The sequence below is a fragment of the Bdellovibrio bacteriovorus genome (assembly GCF_001592735.1).
GTDB classification, from domain to species: domain Bacteria; phylum Bdellovibrionota; class Bdellovibrionia; order Bdellovibrionales; family Bdellovibrionaceae; genus Bdellovibrio; species Bdellovibrio bacteriovorus_D.
Genome location: NZ_LUKE01000001.1, coordinates 1,651,938 through 1,675,033 on the forward strand (window position 1 = coordinate 1,651,938; position 23,096 = coordinate 1,675,033).

Annotated in this window: 27 protein-coding genes; 13 read left to right on the top strand and 14 right to left on the bottom strand. The window is 44.1% G+C overall.

From position 1 onward, the window contains the following. Nucleotide 1 precedes the first annotated feature (1 nt). From AZI86_RS08090 to AZI86_RS08100, 3 genes are all read right to left on the bottom strand, one after another. Entirely contained in the window at nt 2-1,669 is a 1,668-nt protein-coding gene (locus tag AZI86_RS08090) for an ATP-binding protein (RefSeq protein ID WP_061834549.1), read from the bottom strand. Between the two features lie 12 nt (nt 1,670-1,681). Next, the gene (locus tag AZI86_RS08095) at nt 1,682-1,987 is read right to left on the bottom strand and encodes an Hpt domain-containing protein (protein ID WP_061834550.1); all 306 of its coding nucleotides are present in this window, start codon (nt 1,985-1,987) and stop codon (nt 1,682-1,684) included. Between the two features lie 175 nt (nt 1,988-2,162). Continuing rightward, the gene (locus tag AZI86_RS08100) at nt 2,163-2,546 is read right to left on the bottom strand and encodes a hypothetical protein (protein ID WP_061834551.1); all 384 of its coding nucleotides are present in this window, start codon (nt 2,544-2,546) and stop codon (nt 2,163-2,165) included. Between the two features lie 165 nt (nt 2,547-2,711). On the opposite strand from AZI86_RS08100, the gene AZI86_RS08105 reads away from it, so the two are divergent. Next, nucleotides 2,712-3,986, top strand: coding sequence for a carbohydrate porin (locus AZI86_RS08105; RefSeq protein ID WP_061834552.1), 1,275 nt, complete (start codon nt 2,712-2,714; stop codon nt 3,984-3,986). 2 nt (nt 3,987-3,988) lie between these two features. Here the strand turns inward: AZI86_RS08105 and AZI86_RS08110 are convergent, their stop codons facing one another. Continuing rightward, complete coding sequence (locus AZI86_RS08110; protein WP_061834553.1) at nt 3,989-4,600, bottom strand: 16S rRNA (guanine(527)-N(7))-methyltransferase RsmG; 612 nt, start codon at nt 4,598-4,600, stop codon at nt 3,989-3,991. 166 nt (nt 4,601-4,766) lie between these two features. On the opposite strand from AZI86_RS08110, the gene AZI86_RS08115 reads away from it, so the two are divergent. After that, complete coding sequence (locus AZI86_RS08115) at nt 4,767-5,060, top strand: hypothetical protein (RefSeq protein ID WP_061834554.1); 294 nt, start codon at nt 4,767-4,769, stop codon at nt 5,058-5,060. Here the strand turns inward: AZI86_RS08115 and AZI86_RS08120 are convergent. Together AZI86_RS08120 and AZI86_RS08125 are read right to left on the bottom strand one after the other, a co-directional pair. Further along, entirely contained in the window at nt 5,057-6,091 is a 1,035-nt protein-coding gene (locus AZI86_RS08120; protein ID WP_061834555.1) for an alpha/beta fold hydrolase, read from the bottom strand. The two genes, AZI86_RS08115 and AZI86_RS08120, sit on opposite strands and share 4 nt — an antisense overlap. Nucleotides 6,092-6,244: 153 nt before the next feature. Further along, entirely contained in the window at nt 6,245-6,832 is a 588-nt protein-coding gene (locus AZI86_RS08125; RefSeq protein ID WP_061834556.1) for a superoxide dismutase, read from the bottom strand. Between the two features lie 147 nt (nt 6,833-6,979). Here AZI86_RS08125 and AZI86_RS08130 point away from each other — a divergent pair, with 147 nt between their 5' ends. Next, nucleotides 6,980-7,549 (top strand): helix-turn-helix domain-containing protein, encoded by a 570-nt coding sequence (locus AZI86_RS08130; RefSeq protein ID WP_061834557.1) that lies wholly within the window; start codon nt 6,980-6,982, stop codon nt 7,547-7,549. Nucleotides 7,550-7,561: 12 nt separating this feature from the next. Continuing rightward, nucleotides 7,562-8,569 carry a methyltransferase gene (locus tag AZI86_RS08135; protein ID WP_061834558.1) on the top strand — a complete coding sequence of 336 codons (1,008 nt, stop codon included), beginning with the start codon at nt 7,562-7,564 and terminating at the stop codon, nt 8,567-8,569. Between the two features lie 42 nt (nt 8,570-8,611). On the opposite strand, the gene AZI86_RS08140 is transcribed toward AZI86_RS08135, so the two are convergent. After that, nucleotides 8,612-9,181: a TetR/AcrR family transcriptional regulator gene (locus AZI86_RS08140; RefSeq protein WP_061834559.1), complete on the bottom strand. Its 570-nt coding sequence runs from the start codon at nt 9,179-9,181 to the stop codon at nt 8,612-8,614. A gap of 55 nt (nt 9,182-9,236) precedes the next feature. Between AZI86_RS08140 and AZI86_RS08145 the strand changes: the two genes are divergently transcribed. After that, a complete protein-coding gene (locus AZI86_RS08145) occupies nt 9,237-10,160 on the top strand; it encodes an HD domain-containing protein (RefSeq protein WP_061834560.1) in 924 nt (307 codons plus the stop codon). Here AZI86_RS08145 and AZI86_RS08150 read toward each other — a convergent pair. Next, nucleotides 10,148-11,047: a LysR family transcriptional regulator gene (locus AZI86_RS08150; RefSeq protein ID WP_061834561.1), complete on the bottom strand. Its 900-nt coding sequence runs from the start codon at nt 11,045-11,047 to the stop codon at nt 10,148-10,150. The genes AZI86_RS08145 and AZI86_RS08150 overlap by 13 nt on opposite strands. A gap of 121 nt (nt 11,048-11,168) precedes the next feature. Between AZI86_RS08150 and AZI86_RS08155 the strand changes: the two genes are divergently transcribed. From AZI86_RS08155 to AZI86_RS08175, 5 genes are all read left to right on the top strand, one after another. Then, entirely contained in the window at nt 11,169-11,921 is a 753-nt protein-coding gene (locus tag AZI86_RS08155; protein WP_061834562.1) for an SDR family NAD(P)-dependent oxidoreductase, read from the top strand. Between the two features lie 86 nt (nt 11,922-12,007). Next, a complete protein-coding gene (locus AZI86_RS08160; protein WP_061834563.1) occupies nt 12,008-12,439 on the top strand; it encodes a VOC family protein in 432 nt (143 codons plus the stop codon). 103 nt (nt 12,440-12,542) lie between these two features. Next, complete coding sequence (locus AZI86_RS08165; protein ID WP_061834564.1) at nt 12,543-13,022, top strand: carboxymuconolactone decarboxylase family protein; 480 nt, start codon at nt 12,543-12,545, stop codon at nt 13,020-13,022. Next, complete coding sequence (locus AZI86_RS08170) at nt 13,023-13,508, top strand: RrF2 family transcriptional regulator (RefSeq protein WP_061834565.1); 486 nt, start codon at nt 13,023-13,025, stop codon at nt 13,506-13,508. It begins immediately after the preceding gene. Nucleotides 13,509-13,539: 31 nt separating this feature from the next. Beyond that, on the top strand, nt 13,540-13,968 hold the full coding sequence (locus AZI86_RS08175; protein ID WP_061834566.1) for an organic hydroperoxide resistance protein: 429 nt from the start codon (nt 13,540-13,542) through the stop codon (nt 13,966-13,968). A gap of 76 nt (nt 13,969-14,044) precedes the next feature. Here the strand turns inward: AZI86_RS08175 and AZI86_RS08180 are convergent, their stop codons facing one another. Beyond that, on the bottom strand, nt 14,045-16,090 hold the full coding sequence (locus AZI86_RS08180; RefSeq protein WP_061834567.1) for a hypothetical protein: 2,046 nt from the start codon (nt 16,088-16,090) through the stop codon (nt 14,045-14,047). A 318-nt stretch (nt 16,091-16,408) separates the two neighbouring features. Between AZI86_RS08180 and AZI86_RS08185 the strand changes: the two genes are divergently transcribed. The 3 genes from AZI86_RS08185 to AZI86_RS08195 all read left to right on the top strand — a co-directional run bounded on the left by AZI86_RS08185 (nt 16,409) and on the right by AZI86_RS08195 (nt 19,641). Next, the gene (locus AZI86_RS08185; protein WP_061834568.1) at nt 16,409-17,425 is read left to right on the top strand and encodes a hypothetical protein; all 1,017 of its coding nucleotides are present in this window, start codon (nt 16,409-16,411) and stop codon (nt 17,423-17,425) included. A gap of 39 nt (nt 17,426-17,464) precedes the next feature. Continuing rightward, nucleotides 17,465-18,379, top strand: a complete 915-nt coding sequence (locus AZI86_RS08190; RefSeq protein ID WP_061834569.1) for a hypothetical protein — start codon at nt 17,465-17,467, stop codon at nt 18,377-18,379. Nucleotides 18,380-18,621: 242 nt separating this feature from the next. Then, nucleotides 18,622-19,641 (top strand): gamma-glutamyl-gamma-aminobutyrate hydrolase family protein, encoded by a 1,020-nt coding sequence (locus tag AZI86_RS08195; RefSeq protein WP_172797999.1) that lies wholly within the window; start codon nt 18,622-18,624, stop codon nt 19,639-19,641. Here the strand turns inward: AZI86_RS08195 and AZI86_RS08200 are convergent. The 5 genes from AZI86_RS08200 to AZI86_RS08220 form a co-directional block, all read right to left on the bottom strand. Next, complete coding sequence (locus tag AZI86_RS08200; protein WP_061834571.1) at nt 19,638-20,006, bottom strand: DoxX family protein; 369 nt, start codon at nt 20,004-20,006, stop codon at nt 19,638-19,640. The two genes, AZI86_RS08195 and AZI86_RS08200, sit on opposite strands and share 4 nt — an antisense overlap. Before the next feature lie 11 nt (nt 20,007-20,017). Then, nucleotides 20,018-20,398, bottom strand: coding sequence for a VOC family protein (locus tag AZI86_RS08205; RefSeq protein WP_216635894.1), 381 nt, complete (start codon nt 20,396-20,398; stop codon nt 20,018-20,020). Nucleotides 20,399-20,447: 49 nt separating this feature from the next. Then, a complete protein-coding gene (locus AZI86_RS08210; RefSeq protein WP_061834572.1) occupies nt 20,448-21,344 on the bottom strand; it encodes a response regulator in 897 nt (298 codons plus the stop codon). Between the two features lie 137 nt (nt 21,345-21,481). Beyond that, nucleotides 21,482-21,886, bottom strand: a complete 405-nt coding sequence (locus AZI86_RS08215; RefSeq protein WP_061834573.1) for a hypothetical protein — start codon at nt 21,884-21,886, stop codon at nt 21,482-21,484. Between the two features lie 23 nt (nt 21,887-21,909). Beyond that, nucleotides 21,910-22,914 carry a VWA domain-containing protein gene (locus AZI86_RS08220; RefSeq protein WP_172798000.1) on the bottom strand — a complete coding sequence of 335 codons (1,005 nt, stop codon included), beginning with the start codon at nt 22,912-22,914 and terminating at the stop codon, nt 21,910-21,912. Nucleotides 22,915-23,096: the final 182 nt, after the last annotated feature.

Consider the following 23,096-nt stretch of genomic DNA (forward strand, 5'->3'; position numbering starts at 1 on the left):
TCTATACAGAGTACCGGTTGATGACCTTCACCAGAGTTTCTTTTTTAAACGGTTTAGCAATGTGGTCATTGCATCCTGCCTGCAAAGATTTCTGGCGATCCTCCGAAAGGGCGTGGGCCGTTAGCGCAATAATCGGAGTGGGGCGGCGATGTTGTTCCGTTTCCCACTCCCGAATAGAGTGCGTGGCCGCATATCCGTCCAATTCGGGCATTTGCACGTCCATAAAGACGATGTCAAACTCAGTGGACTTTATCTTATCTATGGCCTCAAGTCCATTGTGCGCTTCAATAATTTCATAGGGCTCGTTTTTTAAATAATGCGTGAAAAGAGTGCGATTGTCCTCGGTGTCGTCGGCCACTAAAATGCGCAAGCGCTTCTCTGAAGCCTTGGCCGCAACTTCAGAAGTTGGCGCAAAGTCCAAATTCTCGCGTTCCATGGTGAAAGGTTTAATCGCTGGGCTGAGGGTTTGTTCATGATGTGGCAGGGTGAAATAAAAAGTCGTTCCTCGGCCCTCATGGCTTTTAAACCAGATTTGTCCGCCCATAAGCTCAATAAGACTTTTAGAGATTGCTAAACCCAATCCTGTGCCTCCAAAGCGGCGATGGATGGAGTTGTCGGCTTGAGAGAATTTTTGGAAAATCAAACTTTGGCGTTCTGAAGGAATGCCTAATCCAGTATCGCTGACGCTAAACAGCAAGGTGTCCTTGCGTGACGGGCTTTTGCTAACAGATAAAGTTACCGAACCTTTTTCGGTAAACTTTAAAGCGTTCCCCACAAGATTGATTAATACCTGACGCAGCTTGTGGGGGTCCCCACTTAAAGTGGACGCAATTCCATGATGAATGCTGGAAGAATAATTTAGTCCTTTAGTTTGGGCGCGCGGACGCATGATGTCTTCGACATCCATCAAAAGGGACGTAAGATCAAAGGGAATATTTTCGATAGTGACTTCACCAGCCTCGATTTTTGATAAATCCAAAATATCATTTACCAGCGTCAGTAAGACCTCACCGGCTTTACCAAAAATGGTGACGTAGTACTCTTGATCGGCATTGAGCTTGGTGTCTTTTAAAAGATCGGCCATGCCCAGCATCGCATTCATTGGCGTACGAATTTCATGACTCATCTTTGCTAAGAATTCAGATTTTGCTTGAGAGTTTCTTAAGGCGGCATCTCTTTCCAGAATCAAATTATTTTCGATGCGACGAAGCTCGCCAATTTTAATTTGGGCTTCTTTGTATAAACCGCGTTGATTGGCCAAGGTTTTTTCAAGCTCTTTGATTTGTGCTTCGGTGGTGACTAAGCTATTGCGATAGGTCAGCGTCTGTTTTTCCAGAAGGTCTTTGCTTTCTTTAAGTTCATTCAATGCCTGGGAAAGGCTGACACAGCCGTCATAGACTTCTTTAAGGCTCCCGCGTGCTTGGGGATGGGCTTTTAAAAATGCGGCATTCCGTGACGTCAGTGTTTTAAGGCTGACAGAAAGTTCATGTAACGGAATGAAAACATGTCGGCGCAAATAAACGGAAGTAATGACAAAACCGACAAGAAATAAAATAGAAACAAAATAAGAGGTCAGAGAAATATAACCAAAGATGGAGGTGACGGAAATAACTCCGACCAACAGCAGAACCGATACGAAAAATAATATTCGGTTCCTGCTGCCGTTCATTGATGTCCTTCTTTACATGTTGACGTATCTTATCTCGATGTTCAGGAAATGCGTTTCCATGCGCTTTACAAGCTCAGGAAGCGGATCATGGTCGTTGCCCTTAGAGGCCTTTTCCATTTGCGCTGCAAGCTCGCTTAACTCATTAAAACCGTATCCGGCTGCGGCTCCCTTAATCTTGTGGGCAAGTTGGGAAATCGCATTCAGATCATCTTTTTGCACCAACGCTCGAAGTGTCTCGATGTCTTTTTTTCTATTCTCTACAAATTGAGGCACTAGATCTTGCAAATCGGCGTCGATCTCAACTATCGATTTTATCATTTCCTTTGACTCCTTATGCTTGAAGTCTACCGACTTTTTCAATGCATTTTAGAATATAACTTTGTTTATTGCATACTTTTAATTGCTTCAAAAAGTAGCATTACAATGGACTCAGTTCCCAATGAACATCATTGACGAGTCCAGTGTCTTTGGTCACGCAATTTAAACGTAAAATTTAGTCGTGAGTTTTATGGCAAATAAGATTTAGTTTTTCGGTTTTCTTTTTATAAATCGCGTGGAAAGCGCTATTTCCCTGATCATATAAAAGTTGTGCTTCCACGGAAACATCGCTTCCGTACCAAAGTTGCAGGTAATAATCTTGTTGAAAAATAGGAATTTGGTACACCTTAGTATCTGAACTTTCCAGAACCTCTGCGTTATAAATTCGGTCGATCTTCCCCAGGGTCATATTTTGGGCAAGATCAAAATACTGCTTCAGACGTACAACGACCTCACCGCCGGGTTTACTTCCTAAACCGCACAGGTACACCGAGCTTTCATCCGCGAAGGCCCATGACCAAGAAAATAGAATGCCGATACAAAGGCATTTTAAACGCATAGAAACTTATCGAATTAATGATTTCAGAGCTAAACGCAACCGGCCTGGTCTTACGCCTAGATTTGAATGTGAGATTGCGAAATTGAAACCTCGTATTTAACGGAATCTCGAAATGATGCGGCAGATTCTTTGGGCCTCACCGATAAGGACTGCATAGGAGTTGCCATGAAGCTCATCGCGACAATCTTGATTTTTTCTATGTCTGCAATCTCGGTGAGGGCCCAAGCCCAAGAAGGTGAACAGCGTTCGCCAGCCTCGTATCGTCCAAAAAGTTTAAGCGACGAAGCCGCAGGAAAAGACACTCGGGACCCCTTGCCCACCTTGGTTTCGCCGACGGACAAAGATTCCGAATCGGGCGTGGAATTTGGCATCATCTATAAAGGTGAACTGAGCAGCGTCATGCAGGGGGGCTTGGATCAGCAGTCTTCTTATTTGGAAAATTTAGATGTTCGCCTGATGGTGAATACTGAGAAGTTGTTAGGCTGGAAAGGGGGAAGCCTCTTTTTATACGGTCTCGGGGATCGAGGATCGAGCGAAACGAATTCTCCCACGGTGAATGTGGGGGATATTCAAGGGACCAGCAATATCCAAACACCTTCCTCGCAGTTCATCTTGTATGAAGCTTGGTACCAGCAAATGTTCTTTGAAGACAAAGTTTCATTGCTTGTGGGCATGCATGACTTAAACAGTGAGTTTTATGCCGTCGATTCCTCCGCCTTATTTTTTAATGCGAGCTTCGGGATCGGCAAAGAAATGTCGCAAACAGGCGTGCATGGTCCGTCTATTTTTTCGGTGACGTCTTTGGCGGCTCGTTTGAAAGTGGAGCCTTCGGAAAATTTTTATATGCAAACGGCCGTCTTCAATGCTCAGGCCGGAGATCCCAATGATCATGAAGCCACCCATATCCGTGGTTTTGGCGATGATGGTTTGCTTTCTGTGACAGAGGCTGGAGTCCTTAATGTTGGCGGGCGCACATCCAAATTTGCGGTGGGCCTTTGGTCCTATGATCGCACATTTGATTCCCTCGAAGATGCCAGTCGCCAAGTGGCAAGCAAAGGATCTTACGTGATGGCTGACGTCGAGCTTGTGAAAGATTTAGCGGCCTTTGTTAAATATGGTCGGGCTTCAACAGAAAGCAATGCAGTGGGGGCTTGTCTGGCGGCGGGAATTCAATGGCAGCATTTGTTTTCAGATTCTTGGAATGACCGCTTAGGCTTGGGAATGGCCAAAGCCTATTTAGGGGCAGAGCATTTGCGTTTGCAAGAAGCAGACGGGCTTAATATGGCGGATTCGGAAACGACTTATGAATTGAGTTATCGCTTTGAAGTTTTACCTTGGCTGGCTTTACAGCCGGACTTTCAATATGTCGTCAACCCCAGCGGCAATCGCGACATCGACGACGCGCAAGTGGGAACTTTGCGCGTAGAAATCAGCATGTAATTTTAAGGAATTAAAACCAGATGGCGCTCGACTTCTAAAAGAGGCGAGTGCAGGGTCTCGATTTGCGCCGTGACCGTTTTAAATTTCTTTTGGGCTAAAGCCATTTCTTCGTCGATCTTTTCTTTGCGACCTTTTAAAAGAAAATACTTTCCGCCTTTAGCAAAATAGTTCCGGCTCATGTCTAAAATCACATCAACAGGTTTAAATGCACGCGCACTGACGATTTCAATATCTTTTAAGTCCAAGGGAATTTCGCCGTTCACTTTTAAATTTGGCGCGATCGCTTGGCATTTTCTTAGGAACTCTTGTTTCTTGGGGCTTTTTTCAAACAGGTGATAAGTGGTTTTAGGAAATTGAATGGCGTAAACCACTCCCGGAAGTCCGCCACCAGAACCAAAATCTGCCGCGACTTTCACGTGCGGAAATTTCTTTAAAGGCAAAAGGCAATCTATCAAGTGATTGTCGATCAATTCTTCAAAAGTCATCTTACGGCTAATAAGATTAAGCTCTTCATTGGAGGCCCAAAGAAGGTCGATATATTTTTTTAGACGAGGAATTTCTGATTCAGAAAAACCAAGCTCAATCATCAAAGGAATTCTTTTGTCGAAATGCATGACCCACAGATAACCGATTCTGGGGTTAAGGTCAAAAATGAACGGGGATTTCTTCTGGGTTTTGAAGAAAATCTGCCCCGAAGCGGGCCTGGTAAAGCCTTAAATCTGCCGCCGACCTGGTCCCGCCATTGCTTTAAATACATATGAACAACCTAAAGGGGGTTTTATGAAAAAGACTTCAGAAACACCAGAAAACCTAAGTCCAGAGCAAACTTTTAACAGCAACTATACGGCAAAGCCTAAGCCACGCATTATTACCCAAGAACTGATTGAACAGGACGGCCCACCAGAGAAAATCGATTATGGCACCATGAATTTGGATGATGCCATTGAATCTGGTTACACGGATGAAGAAGGTCATGCGGTTTCCATGGCCAAACATGACGTGGAAGGATCGCCGACCGGGGCTTTTACAGATATCGGTGCGGGACGATCTTCCGTCGTTAAAAAGCATCATTAGTTATTAGCGAAGAACTGCAGCATTCGTTGCACCACCGGAGTGCGGATGGAATCAACCTCCATCAGCATTTCGTGGCGTGATCCACGAACGCGTTCAATGCGGCATTTGCTAGGTCCCATGCGCTGGCAAATCGGTGGATGACCTGAATTGTCTACGACCAATTCGTCATCTGCTTGAAGAATCAAAAATGGCGAGCGGATCGTTCCTAAACGATTGATGTCGCGACGTTTGATATTGGCTTGCACGGTTTCGCGAACCCAGCGGATAGTTGGAGAACCTAATTGCAAGGCCGGCCATTTTCTCCATAAGTGATCGCGATAATCAAAACGCACGCGACTGTGGGTGACGTCATTCGTTTCAAAATTGCGATCTTCCCAACGGAAAGGTCCTCCGTTTGGAATATAGTCATTGCACCGGAACTGCACATAACACGCCAAAAAAGTATCGCGCAGCAGATTTTCTTCCGTGTCATTGGGGATTTTATATAACGGCGCACTCATGGCCACTGCTTTAAACGGTGAACGATAGTTCATCGAATAATCCGTGATCACGGCACCACCTAACGAGTGGGCCACACCATAAAGGCGTTTTATATCGATTTTTTTATCTGCCACCACAAAATCCATAAATTGCGCAAAGTCTTTGGCGTAATCCACATAATCTTCCACATGACCTTTTTGCGGATCACTGAGCATACGACCCGAAAGTCCTTGCCCGCGATGATTGATCACGTAAACAGGGGAATATCCAGCTTGAATAAAGTCATAAGCGGTTTCGACATATTTTAAAGAGGATTCGGTACGTCCGGGTGAAATCACCAAGCTGCCTTTGGCACCTTGAGTAGTTCCGAATTTTGTAAAAACAATTTTGACGTTTTTCTGACCTATAAAATAATAGTGCTGATAAAAACTGCCACGTCCATTATCGACAAGGTTATAGATTTGGCCGTAATCAGATTCTGAAACGGCGAAACTTAACAGAGGAAACAGAAGTACCGTTGCGCCGAGAAGCTTTAAGAAAAGGCTTTTCATAAGACACCTCTTTTTTGGGTATCTTTTAAGTCTATTTTCTAAGCATCTTGTGGCAACTCTTTCATGATTGTTTAGACGTAAGTGTTAGTGTCATAAATGAAAAAGCCGACCTTGGTAAGAGGTCGGCTTTTTAAATTAAAGCAGTCGTCGGGACTATTTTGCGTTGCTAAAGTTTTTCGACACGAATTCCCAGTTAACTAGCTTCCAGAAAGCACCTAAGAAATCAGGGCGTTTATTGCGGTAATCGATGTAGTACGCATGTTCCCACACGTCACAAGTCATCAACGGAGTTTTTCCATCTGTCATCGGGTTGCCCGCGTTTGATGTCGAAAGGATTTCTAATTTTCCTTCTTTAGTTTTTACTAACCAGCCCCAGCCTGAAGCAAATTGCTTCACTGAAGTGTCAGAGAATTTTTCTTTAAACGCATCAAATGAACCGAAGTTCGCATTGATTGCTTCCGCCAAAGCACCGGTGGGTTGGCCGCCACCTTTTGGTGAAAGACAGTTCCAAAAGAAAGTGTGATTCCAGATTTGCGCGCCGTTATTAAAGATCGGACCAGTTGCTTTTTTAGTGATCTCTTCTAAAGATTTGCCTTCCCATTCAGTACCGGGAACAAGTTTGTTTAAGTTATCAACGTAAGTTTTGTGATGCTTTCCATAGTGGTACTCCAAAGTCTCTTTCGACATATGGGGCTCAAGAGCATTCATTTCATAAGGTAATGGTGGTAGTTCATAAGGCATGAGATTTCTCCTTCATTTAGCTTTCATTTATGAATCTACTATTAGCCATCCCCACCGGCCGTGGTAGCTGTTTGTTGATATATTGGCAAGAATTTGAAATTTGGACGGTTTATTGACGGATAGGGCGAGGGATGACATAGTGCTTTGATGCAAGACGTAACTCTCGACCTGCTTTCCCAGAATTTATCCATCAACATCGTCAACTTGCGTAAAAAACGCAAGATGACCCAGTCCGCGCTGGCGAAGATCTCGGGCATTCCGCGATCCACTTTGGCTAGCATGGAATGTGGGATGGGAAATCCTTCACTGCAAAACTTAGCCAAGGTGTGCGAAGCCCTGCATGTGTCTTTTGAAGAGCTGCTAGCGACCCCCAGATCTTCGGTAAAATTAATACGTAAAGAAGACATTCCTACCAATCGGCGGGCCAAAGGAAACGTCCTGGTTTACAAATTACTTCCCGACGCCATCCCAGGGATGGCGATTGATCGCATCGAGCTTGAGGCGGGTGCACGCATGGGCGGTATTCCGCATTCCACCGGAACAAAAGAATATCTTCATTGCGTGGAAGGCCACATCACAGTGGCGGTGAATGGAGTGACTTTCGAACTTCGCACGGGCGATGTTTTAGCTTTCCCCGGAGAGTCCGCGCATTCCTATTTAAATCACGGATCCAAAAAAGCCGTTGGGATCAGTGTTGTTACTTTATCAACGTTGTGATGGGATGGGCTTATGAATCTTTTTGCTGATAAGATTGTCGATTTTAAGAATGCTTCCTCCACCGAAATGGCTCACGCATTCGTGGACATCGCTTTTCTGGATACCGCGCTCACTTACCTTTTAGATGAACAGTGGCTGCATAAAGATCAAGAGCTTGCAGAGATCGTCACCTCACTCTTTGCTCGCGAGCTGGCCTCTTTAGATCATTTAAGGTCGCAGTTAGATTTAAGTTCCAAAAAATCGATAAGGGCTGCGCAAGCTGAAGCCTTAAAGACCCAAGAAGATTTATTGCTTTTTATTAAAATCCGCGCTGATCAAGAACAAAAAATATTTCTAAGGGAAGCCCTGCAAAAAATGTCAGGGCTTTTTAGTTTCGAAACCTTGTTGCAAAATGAACGCAAAGTTAAAAACGAACACTTGGGATTTTCGCTGTATCGCACATTTGACGGCTTAGATAAAATTTTTGATCTTGATTACGAGGCTGATATTGGGATGAAGCAAGATCTTGCGGTGAAAGAACGTCTTTATGAAGGCGCCGGTGTTGGGGTGCAGTCTGGATATTCCACGGTCTTAACGGCCTTAAAAAATTTAAATCTCAAGGCCGGGGATCGCTTCATTGATTTAGGTTCCGGGTATGGACGTGTGGGCTTGGTCGTGGGATTGATGCATCCCGAAGTGGACTTTATCGGATACGAATATGTTCCTCACCGTGTGGACATTTCTAAGCACACGACCGAGCGTTTAGAGATGACAAATCACGTTCACTTTCAAACGCAAGATTTATCACTGAAAGAATTCCACATCCCGGAAGCGGAAATCTATTATATGTATGATCCGTTTTCTGAAGAAACCTATGGGCACGTTCTTTCCCAGCTGATTAAATTTTCTAAATACCGCAAAATCACCATCATCACCAAAGGCAACGCCCGCGGGTGGTTGCTAGATGTCGTTCGTAAAGAAGGCTGGCTTTCGCCACAAGAATTCGATAGTGGCAACCTGTGCCTGTTCACCAGTCGGTAGACGGCGCGTTGCTCGGATAACATTTAGTTTGAACAACGATTTTCATTTAAACGATTCTTTTCTTTGCATTGCGCTTAGAAATTCCTTCCCCATAGTTGCTGCGAAACCAGATGCTCGCTTTGGCGCGAAGGCTCCAAAGACGAGTGCGCCCAAAACAAATGAAAGCACGGCACTACTTTCTTCGACATTCAGGCTGCCGGAAGATAGAGCCTCGATGGAGTTAATTTCTGTATCAAGATAATGCTTAATTTTATCCATTAAACTTTTGTCTCGCAGTCCTTCTGCCAAAATGCCAACCCAACATTTTGCGGCGATAGTATTGGCTTTTTCATCTAGCTTTAGAGCCGCATCGATATAACTCTCTAGATTGGGAGCTTTTTCTGAGCTTCGTTCTTTCAAGTTTCTTCTGAAGTCTATTAGTAAGGTATTGAGTAGTTCGAGAAGCATTTCTTTCTTATCGCTAAAGTGATGATGAAGAAGCCCTGGGGACAGATTAGCTTCCTCGGCTACGGCTAAAATGGTCGCTCCCGCATACCCATGCTGAGCCAAAACTCTGGCAAAAGCTCTTATTATTTCAGCGCGGCGTTCGTTTTTGAGACTTTTTCTTCCCATAGATTGGTTGTACAACCAATCTATATCTTCGACAATTAAATTGCGAGGAGGACATATGGAAAGGAAATATACCGATTTAAAACCTGAGGAAGTAGACTATATCCTAGTGAAGACTACGTCAGGTGGCCCTTTCAGCGAAGATGTTTTTTTTCTGATATTTTCAAAAGCCACTGATAGCTATTGGAAAATACCTCAGTCTTCGGACAAAAACTTTCTTGATTGGCTAAAGCAGTTTCCGGACGTGAATATGGAGCAATTCATCAAGAGCATGGGCTGTACAGAAGATAGGATTTTTATTTTGTATCGAGGCCTCGACTATCCTGTTCTGAGCGAACACAAAAAAGAAACTCTCAAAAATAGACTACTAAAGGTTCTTTCCGGAAACTTTGATGCCTCTCCAGAAGTTTTATACAAAATTGTCGACGACGTTTTTAATTGTTACCAAGAGAGTTCTCGTCACTATCATAACTTAGAGCATATTCAGAATTGTCTATGGGAACTTGATCAGTTGCAGGAGCCTGGAATCGACAAAGTAAGTATCGAATTGGCAATTTGGTACCATGACGTGATTTACTCGCAACTTTCAAAGACAAATGAACTCAAAAGCGCAAAAAAATTGAAAGAGACACTTGGGCGATTCAAATCGAAGGTAAGTCTTGATGATGCCTATCAAATGATTGTCGCATCGCCAAAAAACGGCCATGAGTTAACAAAAACAGCAAAGTATTTTATGGATATTGATTTTTCAATCCTTGGCCAAAGAGAACTCGAATACATGGCGTACAAACAAAATGTTCGCTTGGAATACCATCTTATTCCTACATTGATGTATAACTTCAAGCGCAAGGCTTTTTTGAAGAGTATACTCAAGCGAGGTGTTTTTTTGACCAAAGAATTTCGTGATAGGTACGAAGAGCAAGCGATCAAGAATATTAAATCTGAATTATCAAAGATGCCTCGTCTTTTTTATGTTATATAGTCCTTCATGATCTTTTCAACCCACTCCATGAATATCTGCACCCGTCGAGCAAGGTTTCGTCGGTGCGGATAAAGCAGGGACACGGGCATGGCTTCGGCGCGCAGCTTGGGCAAAACTTCGATAAGCTTTCCTTCGTCCATGTATGACTGCATACCCACAAGTGGAGTTTGAATAATTCCTAAGCCCGCAAGGCAAGCGGCCGTATACGCTTCTGAGTTATTCACAGTCACCGGGCCAGCGACCGCGCGGCTGACGTATTTCTCTCCGTCAAAGTATTCAAAACCAAACGGCTTCATGCCCAATGTGGGTGAATAGTGAACCATTTGGTGTTCGTCTAAATCTTCAATTTTTTTCGGACGACCAAACTTTTTGATGTATTCGGGGCTAGCGACATTCACTAACGTTAGATTACCAAGGTGTCGCGCAATCAATCCGGAGTCCTCCAGTGTTCCTACCCGGATCACACAATCAAAACCTTCACGGATTAAATCCACTTTGCGATCGGTCGAACTGACTTCGACTTGCACGCCCGGGAATTCTTTTAAAAATTCGGGTAAGCGGGGAAGGACTAATGATTTCGCCATCCCGGCTGACATATCCACACGGATGCGGCCGGTGATATTCGTGGTGCCTTGGACGAACATGGTTTCAATGTCTTCAACATCCGATAAAAGATCTTTACAGCGTTCAAAAAAAATCGTTCCGTCTTGGGTCAATTGAACTTTTCTGGTGGTGCGATGAAAAAGCCTGGTGCCCAAAGAGGACTCTAATTCTTGCACGGCCGAAGATATTGTGGCCTTGGGCAAGCCCAATCCTTCCGCGGCGCGGGTGAAGCTTGCGGCCTCGGCCACGCGGACAAAAACTTTCATGGTTTGCAATTTATCCATACTACAGTCCTCATTGTTCAAAAATCACGAACAGTATGTCCATAATAGGCATCTTTATTCAAGGCTAGAAAAGGCCTAATCTTAATTCATAAGGTTCATAATTTTTTAAAAAGGAGCATATATGAAAATCGCATTAATCACCGGTGGCAGTCGTGGACTTGGAAAAAATATGGCGACTCATTTGGCGAAAGATGGAACAGCCGTTATTTTTACTTATCACAGCAATGTGAAAGAAGCGCAAAACGTGGTGGCCGAAGTTGAAAAAAATAGGGGACGTGCTCATGCGTTGCAATTAGACGTTAGTAAAAGCAGCACCTTTGCAAAGTTCGCGGAAGATTTGCGCGCGGTTTTGAAAGATAAATTTAATACCGACTCTTTTGATTTCTTGGTGAATAACGCCGGTACAGGTTTAAATGCACCGGTCACAAGTACCACCGAAGAACAATTTGATGAATTGATGAACATCCACTTAAAAGGTCCCTACTTTTTAACGCAAAAACTTTTGCCGCTAATGAAAGACGGTGGTCGTATTTTAAATGTGTCCTCGGGGTTGGCGCGTTTTGCGGTTCCGGGTTATTCTGCTTATGCCTCGATGAAAGGTGGCATTGAAGTTTACACTCGCTATTTAGCCAAAGAATTAGGACCCAGAAAAATTTCCGTGAACGTTTTGGCTCCTGGCGCTATTGAAACTGATTTTGGGGGCGGGCACACGCGAGATAATCCGCAAGCTAATGCATTTGTTTCTTCGGTGACGGCGTTGGGTCGAGCGGGATTGCCTGATGACATCGGACCGGTTGTGGTCGCATTACTTTCGGAAGGCACTGCTTGGATTAATGGACAACGCATTGAAGCTTCCGGCGGAATGTTTATTTAATAACTGAAGATTTAAATTTTTGTAAATGAATCCTCTCGTGATAGCCTGGGTAAAATCTTAGCCCCTATCACGAGAGGATTTTTTTTATGGAAACACAAGAGCTTCATCGCGGACGTTTGATTGATCACATTCAACTTGTAGTTAAAGATCTTGCCGCAAGTAAAAAATTTTATTCTGCAGCTTTGAAATCTTTAGATGTGCCAATGGGTGGGGAGGGGCCGGGATTTTTTTGGTTTGATGAAGTTTTTGTTTCCGAACTTGAAAGCCCAGCTTCATCGATGGGGAAGTTAACAGGCCGTACCCATCTAGCCTTTCAGGCCCGTGATCAAAAAATGGTCGAAGCTTTTTATAAAGCCACGCTTGAAGCGGGGGGAAAAGATAACGGGGCTCCGGGTATTCGCCAGTATCACCCGGGTTATTATGCGGCTTTCGTGATTGATCCGGATGGAAATAATATCGAAGTGGTCTTTCATGGTCCCGCTAAAAGATCTGCGAGCTCAGTGAAGATTGAGTTTTAATGCTATGAAAAATTAAGTAATTTCATATACTTAATTAAAGATAAAAATTATCCTTGATATCCTCCTAATTAAAGATATAAAATATCCTTAATTAGGAGGAGTCATGAGTACTCGCATTAACTATAACAAACACGCCCCAAAACAAGTTGAAGCTTTAATGGCCTTAGAAAGCGCTATTGCTGCTTCGGATATCGATAAAAATTTGAAAGACCTTATTAAGCTGCGCGCGTCTCAGTTAAACGGCTGCCTGTTCTGCATGGACATGCATTCCAAAGAAGCCATTAAACACGAAGAGCGCTTGCTTCGTTTAATCCACCTTCCCGGATGGCGTGAATCCAGCCTTTTCACTGATAAAGAAAAAGCGGCCTTAGAGTGGACAGAGCTTTTAACTAAAATCGGTGCGCACGGCGCTGAAGACGAAGATTTCAAAAAAATCTCGGCTCATTTTTCAGAAAAAGAAGTTGTGGATTTGACTATGGCGATCGCGGCGATTAATGCTTGGAACCGTCTGGGCGTTGCCTTCCGCAGTGAACCGGGCACTTTTGATAAATTCTTTGGTTTGGATAAATTAGGATTGTCTTAGATGTTATTAAGAAACCAGGTCGAGTGGGCCATCCATTGTTGTGCAGTTCTTGGGTCTTTGCCGCCGGATCGTTATCTAGCGACAAAAACTTTGGCAGAATTTCATGGAGTGCCTAAAGAGTATCTTTCAAAAGCCCTGCAGGCCTTAGCGCAAGCAGGGGTTCTTGTCGGGACTCTTGGTCCCACGGGAGGCTATCGCCTGGCAAAAGAAGCAAAAGATATCACCTTCTTAGATATCGTAGAAGCCATCGAAGGAAAAAAGAAAACCTTTGAGTGCGAAGAGATTCGTAACAACACGCCTTGTCTTAAGGGTAAGAAAAAATCGACGGGCGTGTGCGCCGTCGCCAGAGTCATGTATCGTGCTGACGAAGCCTGGCGAAAAGAGTTGCGTTCTAAGAGTCTTGCGGAACTCATCCAGGACGTCATAGATCAAGTTCCTGCGGACCTTTTAAAAGCCAACGCGGAATGGCTGATGGATCCAAAATAAATATAAATAATTAATAATCTAAGGAGATGACATGTCTAAAGTAGAAAAAGTTCTATACAAAGCAGAAGCCACTTCAACTGGAGGCCGTGAAGGCCGTTCGGTATCAAGTAACGGAGTTCTTGATGTTAAATTGACTACGCCAAAAGAACTTGGTGGTATGGGCGAGCAAGGAACTAATCCAGAACAGCTTTTTGCTGCGGGTTATTCGGCCTGCTTTTTAGGTGCCATGAAATTTGTGGCGTCTAAAGAAAAAGTCACCCTTCCCGCCGAAACTAGCATCAAAGCTATCGTGGGTATTGGTCCAATCCCAACAGGATTTGGTATCGAAGCTGAGTTGCAAATCACAGTACCGGGAGTAGACCGCGCTGTTGTGCAAGGGATTGTGGAAAAAGCCCACATCGTGTGCCCCTATTCAAATGCCACTCGCGGAAATATCAACGTCACTTTGACCGTGAACTAGTTTTCATTGTTTGAAAAATAAAAAACGACGCCTTATCGGGGCGTCGTTTTTATTTTTAGATCTACAAAAAACTGAATTAGAAGCTTCCGATGGTATTCATCCAGGTCGCAGCCTGTACGGGGGCGATCCATGTTTCATAAGTACGCTGATATCGTGCCTTCCCATCATCAAAAGTAACAACCAATTCATTGATTGTCTGCACAAGCGCGGCTTCTTGCGCACGGAATGGCTTTAGCGCCTCTTGGATAGAGGCTAGCTTTTGTGCCGCCTGGTCACGCTTAAGTGTTTTTGCCGCAAGATCTTTAGTAAGCTCCTCAATTACGGGTTTGATTTTTTTTAAACTCGATTCAGTGCTAACAATCGTACTTTTTGATTTTGCAATCGCTTTTTCAAGATCACTTAACTGCGCGGCCGCGGCTTTGTACTCTCCTTCGATGCGATCAAAATCAAGTTGTATGCGTGCCGTATCTCTTTTTTGAATTGAATCCGCCAAAGCGGCTTCTAAAGAAGGCCTTTGCGCTTGCAGTTTCGGCACCTGATCTCGACTGTAGCTGAGCTCATTACGCAAATCCGGAAGAATATTGCTGATTTGGTTGTGACGATTCTGCAAAGAATCCAAATCCGACTGTAAAGAGCGGTATCTTCTTTCCGCATCATCAGCGTCGCTTTCTAAGCTGCGTTTTTTTCTTTCAATTTCAGACATAATACTGCGAGCACGGCTTTCCGCTTCTCTTTGGGCGTTATTGGCATTGTTAATGGCACTTCGAGAACGTTGCTCTGCTTGGCTGGCTTGATTTTCATGTTGGCGAATCTCGTTTTGGATTGAATCACAGTTTTGCGGTGGATTTTGGTTTTGGCAATGGTTTAAGCGAGCTTGGGCTGCTTGTTGAGCGGTGCGGGAGTTGCGCGCCTCATTGGCGTAACGGTTTCCTTCGTCACGGTATCTTTCGGCATCCCGTAATCTATTGCTATAAGTAAAGTCGCTGCGCAATTCACGATCGTATTCCCAACGAACGTTATAGCGATCAGCCTCGCTTTGTTTTGATTGATAATTGCTGCGCGCACGGTCCACATCATAACTTAAGCTGCTTATACGCGAAGCAAGATTGCTTTGCTCATTGCGTAGGCGCGGGATTTCGCTTTCAAGGTCTGAAATGCGGCTTTGGTAGTTTCGGGTGTCGCGGATATTTTTATTTAATGCCGATTGCTTGGTGTCAACGTCGGCAACATAAGAGGCAAACTGTTTACGAAGGGGCTCGTAAATAGCTTGTTTGTTTTTGGCGTTTTCTTGAGTTGCCGGCAGGGCCGTTTGCTGGCTTTGGAGTTCACCCGTTGTTTGCGCCAGGGTTTGTTGCAGTTGGGCTTGGGTTGCTAGTTGTGTTTTAAGGGCGGCGTCCCCGCTGTCCCATCTTTTTTGGGCCGTGTTAAAAGTGTTCAAAGCCTCGGTTTCCTGGGCTAAAATTTTTGCTGAACCTTTGCGAAGGTCGGTAAGCTCTTTTGTTTTTAAAAGACCCGTGCGATACGCTTCAAAAGTCTTTTCATTTCCTAAGATCATTTCATCAACGGATGCATAATTTGCGGCGGCACCTTCTGTTTTTGCGTTTAGTTTTTTAAGGAAATCAAGTGGTAGGATTTCGCTTGCCTTAAGGCATGTCGCTGTTCTTTGTAAAGAAACCGAGGAACCCTTAAGCGAGATAATCACATGGGTCGATGCCCCTTGAACAGTCAGCGTGTTGGCGGCAGCAATATAATCAGCTAGCGGTGACCAACCGATCGGAGCATACCAATAAATAGAAGGCTGATCTGGCTGGGTTGAAGCTTTCCATAAGAAGAGGGGATAACTGACCTTGGATGAAACCTTGATAAGAAGCTGTGATTCAGGAGTTGCTTGGTCCCAAACTTTCAAAAGAAGTTGGGGCACAGTCGCGCGATCCTTGGTAAAGGATAGCAAAAGCTGGGTGCGATTTGTCCCTGCGGCTACATTCGTCGCGGCTTGGCAGGAGTCTTTCGCGAAGATCTCGTCGGTACCTTCTTGGACCATCCAGTCTTTATAAGCAATAGGCTCGGCCCAAGCAAAAGAGCTGCTTAGTAATGCCGCAAGAACAAACTTCAGTGGTTTCATTTTGTCTCCTTAAATTAATGACAGAAGACGTATTTACAAAACGAGTGCCAAGTTTTGTGATCTGTCACCCCCTGAACAGGGGGTATAAGAAAATATATCGAGGACAAGAATAAAATTTGAAGGTTTGATATTGATACTTAGTCAAAGCCTTGCTGTGCGAGAATTTTAAAACAAACATGAATATACTTGCGGACAGAACTTTTTTATCTGTGTCATGTGAACGATCTTAAATTTTAAAAATAATTGACCTCAATAAAGCTGATTTGCTGAAGTTTTTGTTCATAGACAAAGTTTTTAAACAACAACATGAGGTCATTGATGAAAAAGTTTGTATTGGTATCTGTCCTTTCTTTAATCGCGGCCACTCAGGCTCACGCTTCTAAAGCTCGTATCCAAGCTCTGCAAAAAGCGGAGTTCCTAAAAGATTCACAAACCGTGTTTGAAAATCCGGCACACGTAAATTCTTTGGGAAAATATCTGACGATGGAAATGGGTGGAACCACAAACACGTCAGCGCCTAAAGCGGAGGGTGGATTGTTTGCCGATGAGTTTGGCGCAAACATGGGTGTCTATGTGGGTCACTTAAGCCCGATTCAACAAAGCTTGCGCGCAGGAGCTACAGCCTCTGAAGGACAAAACAATCCAGTTGAAGTCTTTTACGCAAAAGACGGCTGGGGTGCTTCAGTAGCTCTTTCTAACTTTGAAGATAAAACAACAGACGTAAAAGAACAGTACCTAGCTCTTCGGTACGGTATCGATAAAGATGGCATGGAGCTTTCGGCAACTGTTGAAGCGATCGCAGTTTCAGAAACAGCGACAGATAAAACGGTCGGTGCTCCTTACGTGACTGTGAACTATGAAAGAGAAATGGGCACAAGCTATTTCTTCAGCAAATTGGCATGGGGTTCAGGTAAAAGAGAAGCGGCGGCTGGCGACACAAACGTAAACGATATTGGCGCTGAAGTGGGTATCTTAAGCCGTAAAATCAAAAACGTGTATTATGGCGCTTCTTTGTCTTATGCAAAACGTGAGATCGGTAAAGACATCACGGCGATGAATCTTCCGATTTTTGCGGGTGTTGAGGCTGATTTGACTTCTTGGTCGGTGGTCCGCGCATCAATTTCTCAAAGCTTCCTTCTAAGCAACACGCAAGACAAAAACCAAACAGCACCTGCTGATGCCGTTATCACAAATAAAAACGATACGACAGTGGCTGCGGGTCTTGGTTTGAAATACAACAACTTTGCTCTTGATGGTGTTGTGGCGGGTTCTACAACAGGTTCAATCAACGGTAACGACGTTCTAACTCAAGCATCTATTACTTATAACTTCTAACCTTTGGGCTTTAAGACTCAAAAATAGAAGGAGTTAAAGATGAAAAAAATTATTCTAACGGCAGCAAGCATTAGTTTGCTGCTAGGTGGATGCGGTGGCAAAGGTGGAAAGCTATCGGCAGCTGGGGGCACGGTTACTCAAGCTCAAGCGCTGGCGATTTTTTCTAATCAAAACATTTCGGTTGCGATGCAAAGCTTGGTTCCAAGCGGTAATCCAAATGCGCCGATTCAAATGCCGATCAACTTTGCCGGCATGTTTGATTCATGCACGACCAAGAATCCAGAAACACCAGTAGATAACGACGGTGATGGCATCCCGTTATCGCTTCAGGTGAAGTATGCTTGTAACGGTATTAACGAAGGTGCATCCACGTTAAATCGTAAAGGCACCTACAAAATTGTCGACTTTAACGATGAATCGGGAAATGAAAACATGGGTTGGGGCGGTGGATATCGCTATGACTTTGATTTTTCAAATCAGTACGTCGCCGGCCATGAGGAATTCAAAGACACTTATGACGGATTTTTTGAAGTAAAGAAGACTTCTTCAGCGATTCGTTATTCTTCAGGATACACAGGGACTGTTGATGGCTTTAATAAAAATCCGAAGTACTTTGAATGGAATTGGAACTGGCAAAGTCAGTGGGACAATGTTTACATCCCGGACGACATGAGCCAACCCTATCAAAAAGGAAGCGCCAAGTTTGATGGTTTTTTTGCGGTGACCGGGACCATGGAGCCGGATCAGAGCAATCAACAAACGAAAGTGAAAGTGGTCTTTAAGCTTAAATCAACGGGCTTAAAATATGACCGCTCTTGCTCTCAGCATTGGAGCGAAGGCAGCATTATATTCTTAGATGGATCTAACAATGAGATCCGTTATGAATATTCATGCAGCGGTTCTAAAGCTTATTTTAATGGAACAGAAGTAACGAATTCTCTTGTGCGTTTGTAATTGCATCCTATAGATGCGCAAGATTATGTGTTCACAGCCCCACGGGCCGATCCAAAGGCCGTGGGGCTCACTAAGTCCAATTTTCGTCTCAAACTGAGACAGTCAAAGTTTCAAACAACTGGTGCCTGAAAAGCGCCTGGGGGCACTTTGTCCTACCTTAAAATCAAAATAATTGCAGTTAGATAGGTAAGGTTTTTGAATTACCAGGGTTTATGGTGAAATGCCTATCTCTCTGCTTAAAGTTGACGACACTCCTGGTGGGAACGCTAGCAAGTGCCTCCGTGGCTCTTGCCGACGTTACTCTGTATGCTTGGGAAAGGGGTCACAAGGCGCCTGCGATTATTATCCCCGTGAGAGAGGGACAAAGCCCTCTTGAAGTTTGGGAAAGCTACGTTGAGAATTTAAAGACCCACGCTGATCTGAATAGCTTTACTCCCCCAGCAGATTTAGAAAAACCAACGGAGCAAAGTTTTAAAAAATTAAGTTATGAGCCAGAAAAGCATTCCTTACTTTTAGCTAATACCAAGAATGATTTATCTCCCGCTCAAACGCGCCCCACGAACTGGACAAAGCTGATGTTGGATCGCGGGATTAAAAACTTTGTTTTGCCGCCAGCAGTGGGGTCGGTATTGTCTAAAAATCATCGTGATCTTTTTCATAAAGAAGTAGCGGCTCACTTTTCAATTTTATTTCCCTTAGGGGGCGCTGATGTAGATCCGCATATATATGGGGATATCCCAAATGGGGCGCGAGGCTATAACGGCGTTTTAGATATTTATGAAAAAGAATTGATTCAGAAATACATTCAGTCAGAAAAAGGTTTTGTATACGCGACTTGCCGAGGGGCTCAGATGACTGCGGCATCAATGGGTTATAAAATCGTGCAAGACGTCCCTTCGCAAGTAAAGACCGCCCATGAACATTGGGATGTGGGACATGACGTGATTATTGATTCTAAGAATGAGCTGATGGCCAAGATCTGGAAGGGCTTAGAAAAAATATTTATTTATTCTTACCATCATCAGGCCATCGACTATAAACCTATTGGCCCTTTGACGTTAGCGGGTGTCGCGGCGGATGGAATCCCAGAAATTTTAGTTTTTAAAAATGGTCGTGGTCTTTTGATGCAAGGTCATCCTGAATTGACATTAGGTGGTCGTCAAAACATCGGTGATCTTGATGCCGCAAGAAAACTATTTGATGGCTTTGTCTTAGAAGCCAGGAACAAGGTACGCTTTACTTGCGGCAAAATTCTTCTTTAAGGGAAGATCTTTCTTAATTTGGCATCTCTTAAGTAAAGTCCTAACCAAACAAAAGCAGCCACATAAATAGGGAACAGAGTGTGGGTGAAAAGGGGATTGCTAACACGCACGTGACTTGCCACAGCTCCACCAAGATAACCTGTTAAAAGAACGGCCCCTAGAAGTGACGTGCGCGGAATTGCATAAAGCAAAGTGCAAATAAGTAAGATCGTACCCACAGTCGGCATTAATTCGACAGGCCATTGCAGGACCGCACCAGCTTCTAAGGCTTCAGGTGGAAGTTTATCCATGAAAAATTTCATGATCCCATCAAATAGCAAGAAGGCGATCGCTAATCCACTTAAAACACGTCCGGTCCACATCATAGGGGTCTCCTTTAAACAAATAACTTTACTTCTATTTCATACCCATCAGGGTCAATTAGAAAAGCCGCATAGTATCGCGGCCCGTATTCCGGTCGTGGTCCTGGCTGACCATTATCTTTACCACCATATTTTAGGCCCGCTTCAAAGAAGGCATGAACATCGCTTTGAGTTTTGGCGTGAAAAGCTAAATGAAATCCCCGGCTCGGCGGATGGGCCTGGTGGACTCTTTTTTTAATGGCAAACTTCTCATTGCCTTGAGCATCCCCCCAACCGGCGGCAGTATCGCCAGTGTAAACGCGGGGGTATCCCAAGATGCCAAGGACGGCATCGTAAAACTCGGAAGATCTTTTAAGATCAGAGACTGACAAAGAAATGTGGCTAAGCATATCCATGAGGTTATTTAAAAATGAAAACCCGTAAATGTATACTTCTTGTTTTAACTTATCGTTTAAGGTACTGCCGTAAGATCTCTAATCCTTCCGGAGTCAGGTGCTGTTGAAGCTCAACGGCCGTGGCCCACGGAAGTATCACCTCATTGGAATTTTCTTGAGGTCCCCGATTGGTGAACCAACCGGCCTCTAGGTTGACTTGGTAATTTTTTAAATTTTTATCGATATTTTCACACATCATTTGGTGCGGACGTCCGTATTCAAGGTCGGTTAAGGCTTGATCCATGCAAGATTGATATTCATTTATCAGTCTTGTGATGGGTGTCAGAAGATTTGCCTCTAATTTTAAAGTGAGCTGAATCGTATCTTCGATTTTTTGAGAATAGTCAGCAAGAAGGGGCCATTTAAAAGCTGCGGCCTTTGTTTTAAATTTTTGAATAGCCTCTAAAGACAACTTTAAGTCATTGGCACTTTTGAAGCTTTGGATACGCGGTATTTCATTAAGGATCGGTTTTGCCTGAACGACAAAAAGATCTTCCTTGGGCATCATACTTTCTTCGATGACGCTCATTTTCTTTTGGATGTAGGCGTGAATATCCGGTCCTGAAGTAGGTTTTTTTAGAATTCCGGAAGCACCGTGGGTGACGGCAATAATAAGGCTATTGCTGTCATATTCTGACGTAAGAAAGAAGACTGGTAAATGATGATAAGCGGGATCTGATTTAAGCAAACAAAGGAATTGCAAGCCACTTTTACCGTTCATAAGCCAATCGGTAAGGATAATGTCGAATTTCTGCCCTGAAGCCATCAGATGAAGGGCTTCGTCGACGGATTCAACTTGGGTGAGCTCGTAATGTTCTTTGAAAGGTTCTAAGCCGCGCGCGATAGTCTTACGCAATACGGATGAATCATCAACGTGCAAGAGTTGGAGAGGTTTCTTTACGTACATATCGCTCCACTAGATAATCTCTGATTAACTTATCGATGTGTTAAGGTCTGGACTGAAGTGCCGGGGATTAAACTCAAGTAAGCTTTACACGAATCTCATTATGAGACACGATATCGAGGGCGACAGGCAGTTGAGCTTTATTTGTTGTGAAACACACCGCTATTGGCGGCGCAGTCCGCAGCGGCACTCGCTGCTGAATATTGCGGAGGATAATAAGTCGCATGGGCTTCGTTAGAACGTCCTCTTTGTACCGCACAGGTGCCTACGCTTTGGGTGTGATCGCAATTCGCAGTTGAAAAAACTCCGCCTGTGGCCTCGCAATTTTCTTTTAGGACCGCTAGATATTCAACATCGTTGTAATCATCGCCAACCACTTCAGTGCAAAGATTGATAAGGCTTACAGATTGTCGATTGCAAGTTCCAATGGATTTTACGCTTTGGCTATCAAATGAAGCTTCTCCCGCGGAAAGGGGAGTGAACTGCTCACATCCCATAAGACCTGAAGAAATCGTAAGTAGTAAAAATATAAAAAGTTTATTCATAAGATGATCCAAGCATGCATCCTTTATGTTCCGTCTAAGCAAGTGAATTTTGCTTTGATCAGGCTTCCTAACGGTGGGGCGTTTTGCAGCACAATTTTGTTGGGCGCAATAAAGGTTGAGGGCACTTTGACTAAGGCTCCGCCTAAGGCTTGTTCATAGGCTTCGGCAGAGTTTTCCACGATCTTTTCGCACGGTAAGGTGTAAGTCTTAGCTTCATTGACGATCTTAGCGGCAAGCGAGCTGAGTTGTTCTTGATAGGTTTGTTTTAAAGCGCAGATGTCTCCAATGATCCCGTTCGTTAAATTAGAAAGATTCATGTACATCGTACCCATCGAAACTCCAGGGCCATCAAGGCACTCTTGGGTGCTAGTAACGATCGAATGAAAACTGATGGTTTTCGGGATAGAGCTGACTTGATCTAAGGCATGAATCGCGGGAACAAAGTTTGCCGGCAGATCGATTGCTTCCGGAGCCGTATAATCGGCAGAGTTTGGATCTTGGGAACTGCGCTCATCTTCGTCAGATAAAACGATGACGGAAAAAGAAGTGTCGGGGCGAATAAATCCACGACTGGTGCTAGGGTTAAATTCTCTTTCAGCTGTTAATCTGGCAGCGGCAATCCCACGTTCATCCGCACTTCCACCGATACCTAAAACCACGGACGCTTGAAAGGCTGCATTGGCTTGATCGGTACTTATAGATGTATCTAAATAATAGGTATTCGCCGGCATATTTTGAAACGCCACCAAGGCCCCTTGTTTGCCCGAGCCCGAAGTTGCAATATCTGTCGATGTGATAGCCACATGCCAATCTAAAGTTCCGCTGCTGTATGCGTTTAAAGCAGAGGTGAAAGATGGAAAGCCGTTTTTTAAAAGGTCTTGCTCTTCGGCCATTGAATTGGAAGTGTCTATAACAAATAGGATGTCAGCAGAACGTTTCACGAAAAAGTAATAATTTTTAGTCACTCCGCCAGAGGGAGTTTCTGATCCCAGTGAGTCCTGATTATTATCCGTGACGTTAACGCCCACCTTTGAGCACGCGGGCATTAAGGTGAGTATTACCCAAAGACCTAAGAATTTTCTAAGTTTACGTCCGTGGCAAATCATCCTGATCACCTCTAAAAAGGATGGAAGCAGAATTCATGCCGCAAATGTGGATTAGAATGAGAAGCCCCTTAAGGAGCTAACTAATTGAGAAACCTAAACACTCC

What these genes read in the sequence shown, in the direction of transcription:
- AZI86_RS08165 (WP_061834564.1), top strand. Translation starts at nt 12,543, where the DNA reads ATGAGTACTCGCATTAACTATAACAAACACGCCCCAAAACAAGTTGAA.
- AZI86_RS08120 (WP_061834555.1), bottom strand. Translation starts at nt 6,091, where the DNA reads ATGAAAAGCCTTTTCTTAAAGCTTCTCGGCGCAACGGTACTTCTGTTT.
- AZI86_RS08210 (WP_061834572.1), bottom strand. Translation starts at nt 21,344, where the DNA reads ATGTACGTAAAGAAACCTCTCCAACTCTTGCACGTTGATGATTCATCC.
- AZI86_RS08185 (WP_061834568.1), top strand. Translation starts at nt 16,409, where the DNA reads ATGAAAAAGTTTGTATTGGTATCTGTCCTTTCTTTAATCGCGGCCACT.
- AZI86_RS08190 (WP_061834569.1), top strand. Translation starts at nt 17,465, where the DNA reads ATGAAAAAAATTATTCTAACGGCAGCAAGCATTAGTTTGCTGCTAGGT.
- AZI86_RS08130 (WP_061834557.1), top strand. Translation starts at nt 6,980, where the DNA reads ATGCAAGACGTAACTCTCGACCTGCTTTCCCAGAATTTATCCATCAAC.
- AZI86_RS08100 (WP_061834551.1), bottom strand. Translation starts at nt 2,546, where the DNA reads ATGCGTTTAAAATGCCTTTGTATCGGCATTCTATTTTCTTGGTCATGG.
- AZI86_RS08095 (WP_061834550.1), bottom strand. Translation starts at nt 1,987, where the DNA reads ATGATAAAATCGATAGTTGAGATCGACGCCGATTTGCAAGATCTAGTG.
- AZI86_RS08125 (WP_061834556.1), bottom strand. Translation starts at nt 6,832, where the DNA reads ATGCCTTATGAACTACCACCATTACCTTATGAAATGAATGCTCTTGAG.
- AZI86_RS08180 (WP_061834567.1), bottom strand. Translation starts at nt 16,090, where the DNA reads ATGAAACCACTGAAGTTTGTTCTTGCGGCATTACTAAGCAGCTCTTTT.
- AZI86_RS08145 (WP_061834560.1), top strand. Translation starts at nt 9,237, where the DNA reads ATGGAAAGGAAATATACCGATTTAAAACCTGAGGAAGTAGACTATATC.
- AZI86_RS08155 (WP_061834562.1), top strand. Translation starts at nt 11,169, where the DNA reads ATGAAAATCGCATTAATCACCGGTGGCAGTCGTGGACTTGGAAAAAAT.
- AZI86_RS08090 (WP_061834549.1), bottom strand. Translation starts at nt 1,669, where the DNA reads ATGAACGGCAGCAGGAACCGAATATTATTTTTCGTATCGGTTCTGCTG.
- AZI86_RS08205 (WP_216635894.1), bottom strand. Translation starts at nt 20,398, where the DNA reads ATGGATATGCTTAGCCACATTTCTTTGTCAGTCTCTGATCTTAAAAGA.
- AZI86_RS08170 (WP_061834565.1), top strand. Translation starts at nt 13,023, where the DNA reads ATGTTATTAAGAAACCAGGTCGAGTGGGCCATCCATTGTTGTGCAGTT.
- AZI86_RS08160 (WP_061834563.1), top strand. Translation starts at nt 12,008, where the DNA reads ATGGAAACACAAGAGCTTCATCGCGGACGTTTGATTGATCACATTCAA.
- AZI86_RS08135 (WP_061834558.1), top strand. Translation starts at nt 7,562, where the DNA reads ATGAATCTTTTTGCTGATAAGATTGTCGATTTTAAGAATGCTTCCTCC.
- AZI86_RS08105 (WP_061834552.1), top strand. Translation starts at nt 2,712, where the DNA reads ATGAAGCTCATCGCGACAATCTTGATTTTTTCTATGTCTGCAATCTCG.
- AZI86_RS08115 (WP_061834554.1), top strand. Translation starts at nt 4,767, where the DNA reads ATGAAAAAGACTTCAGAAACACCAGAAAACCTAAGTCCAGAGCAAACT.
- AZI86_RS08150 (WP_061834561.1), bottom strand. Translation starts at nt 11,047, where the DNA reads ATGGATAAATTGCAAACCATGAAAGTTTTTGTCCGCGTGGCCGAGGCC.
- AZI86_RS08175 (WP_061834566.1), top strand. Translation starts at nt 13,540, where the DNA reads ATGTCTAAAGTAGAAAAAGTTCTATACAAAGCAGAAGCCACTTCAACT.
- AZI86_RS08200 (WP_061834571.1), bottom strand. Translation starts at nt 20,006, where the DNA reads ATGATGTGGACCGGACGTGTTTTAAGTGGATTAGCGATCGCCTTCTTG.
- AZI86_RS08215 (WP_061834573.1), bottom strand. Translation starts at nt 21,886, where the DNA reads ATGAATAAACTTTTTATATTTTTACTACTTACGATTTCTTCAGGTCTT.
- AZI86_RS08110 (WP_061834553.1), bottom strand. Translation starts at nt 4,600, where the DNA reads ATGCATTTCGACAAAAGAATTCCTTTGATGATTGAGCTTGGTTTTTCT.
- AZI86_RS08140 (WP_061834559.1), bottom strand. Translation starts at nt 9,181, where the DNA reads ATGGGAAGAAAAAGTCTCAAAAACGAACGCCGCGCTGAAATAATAAGA.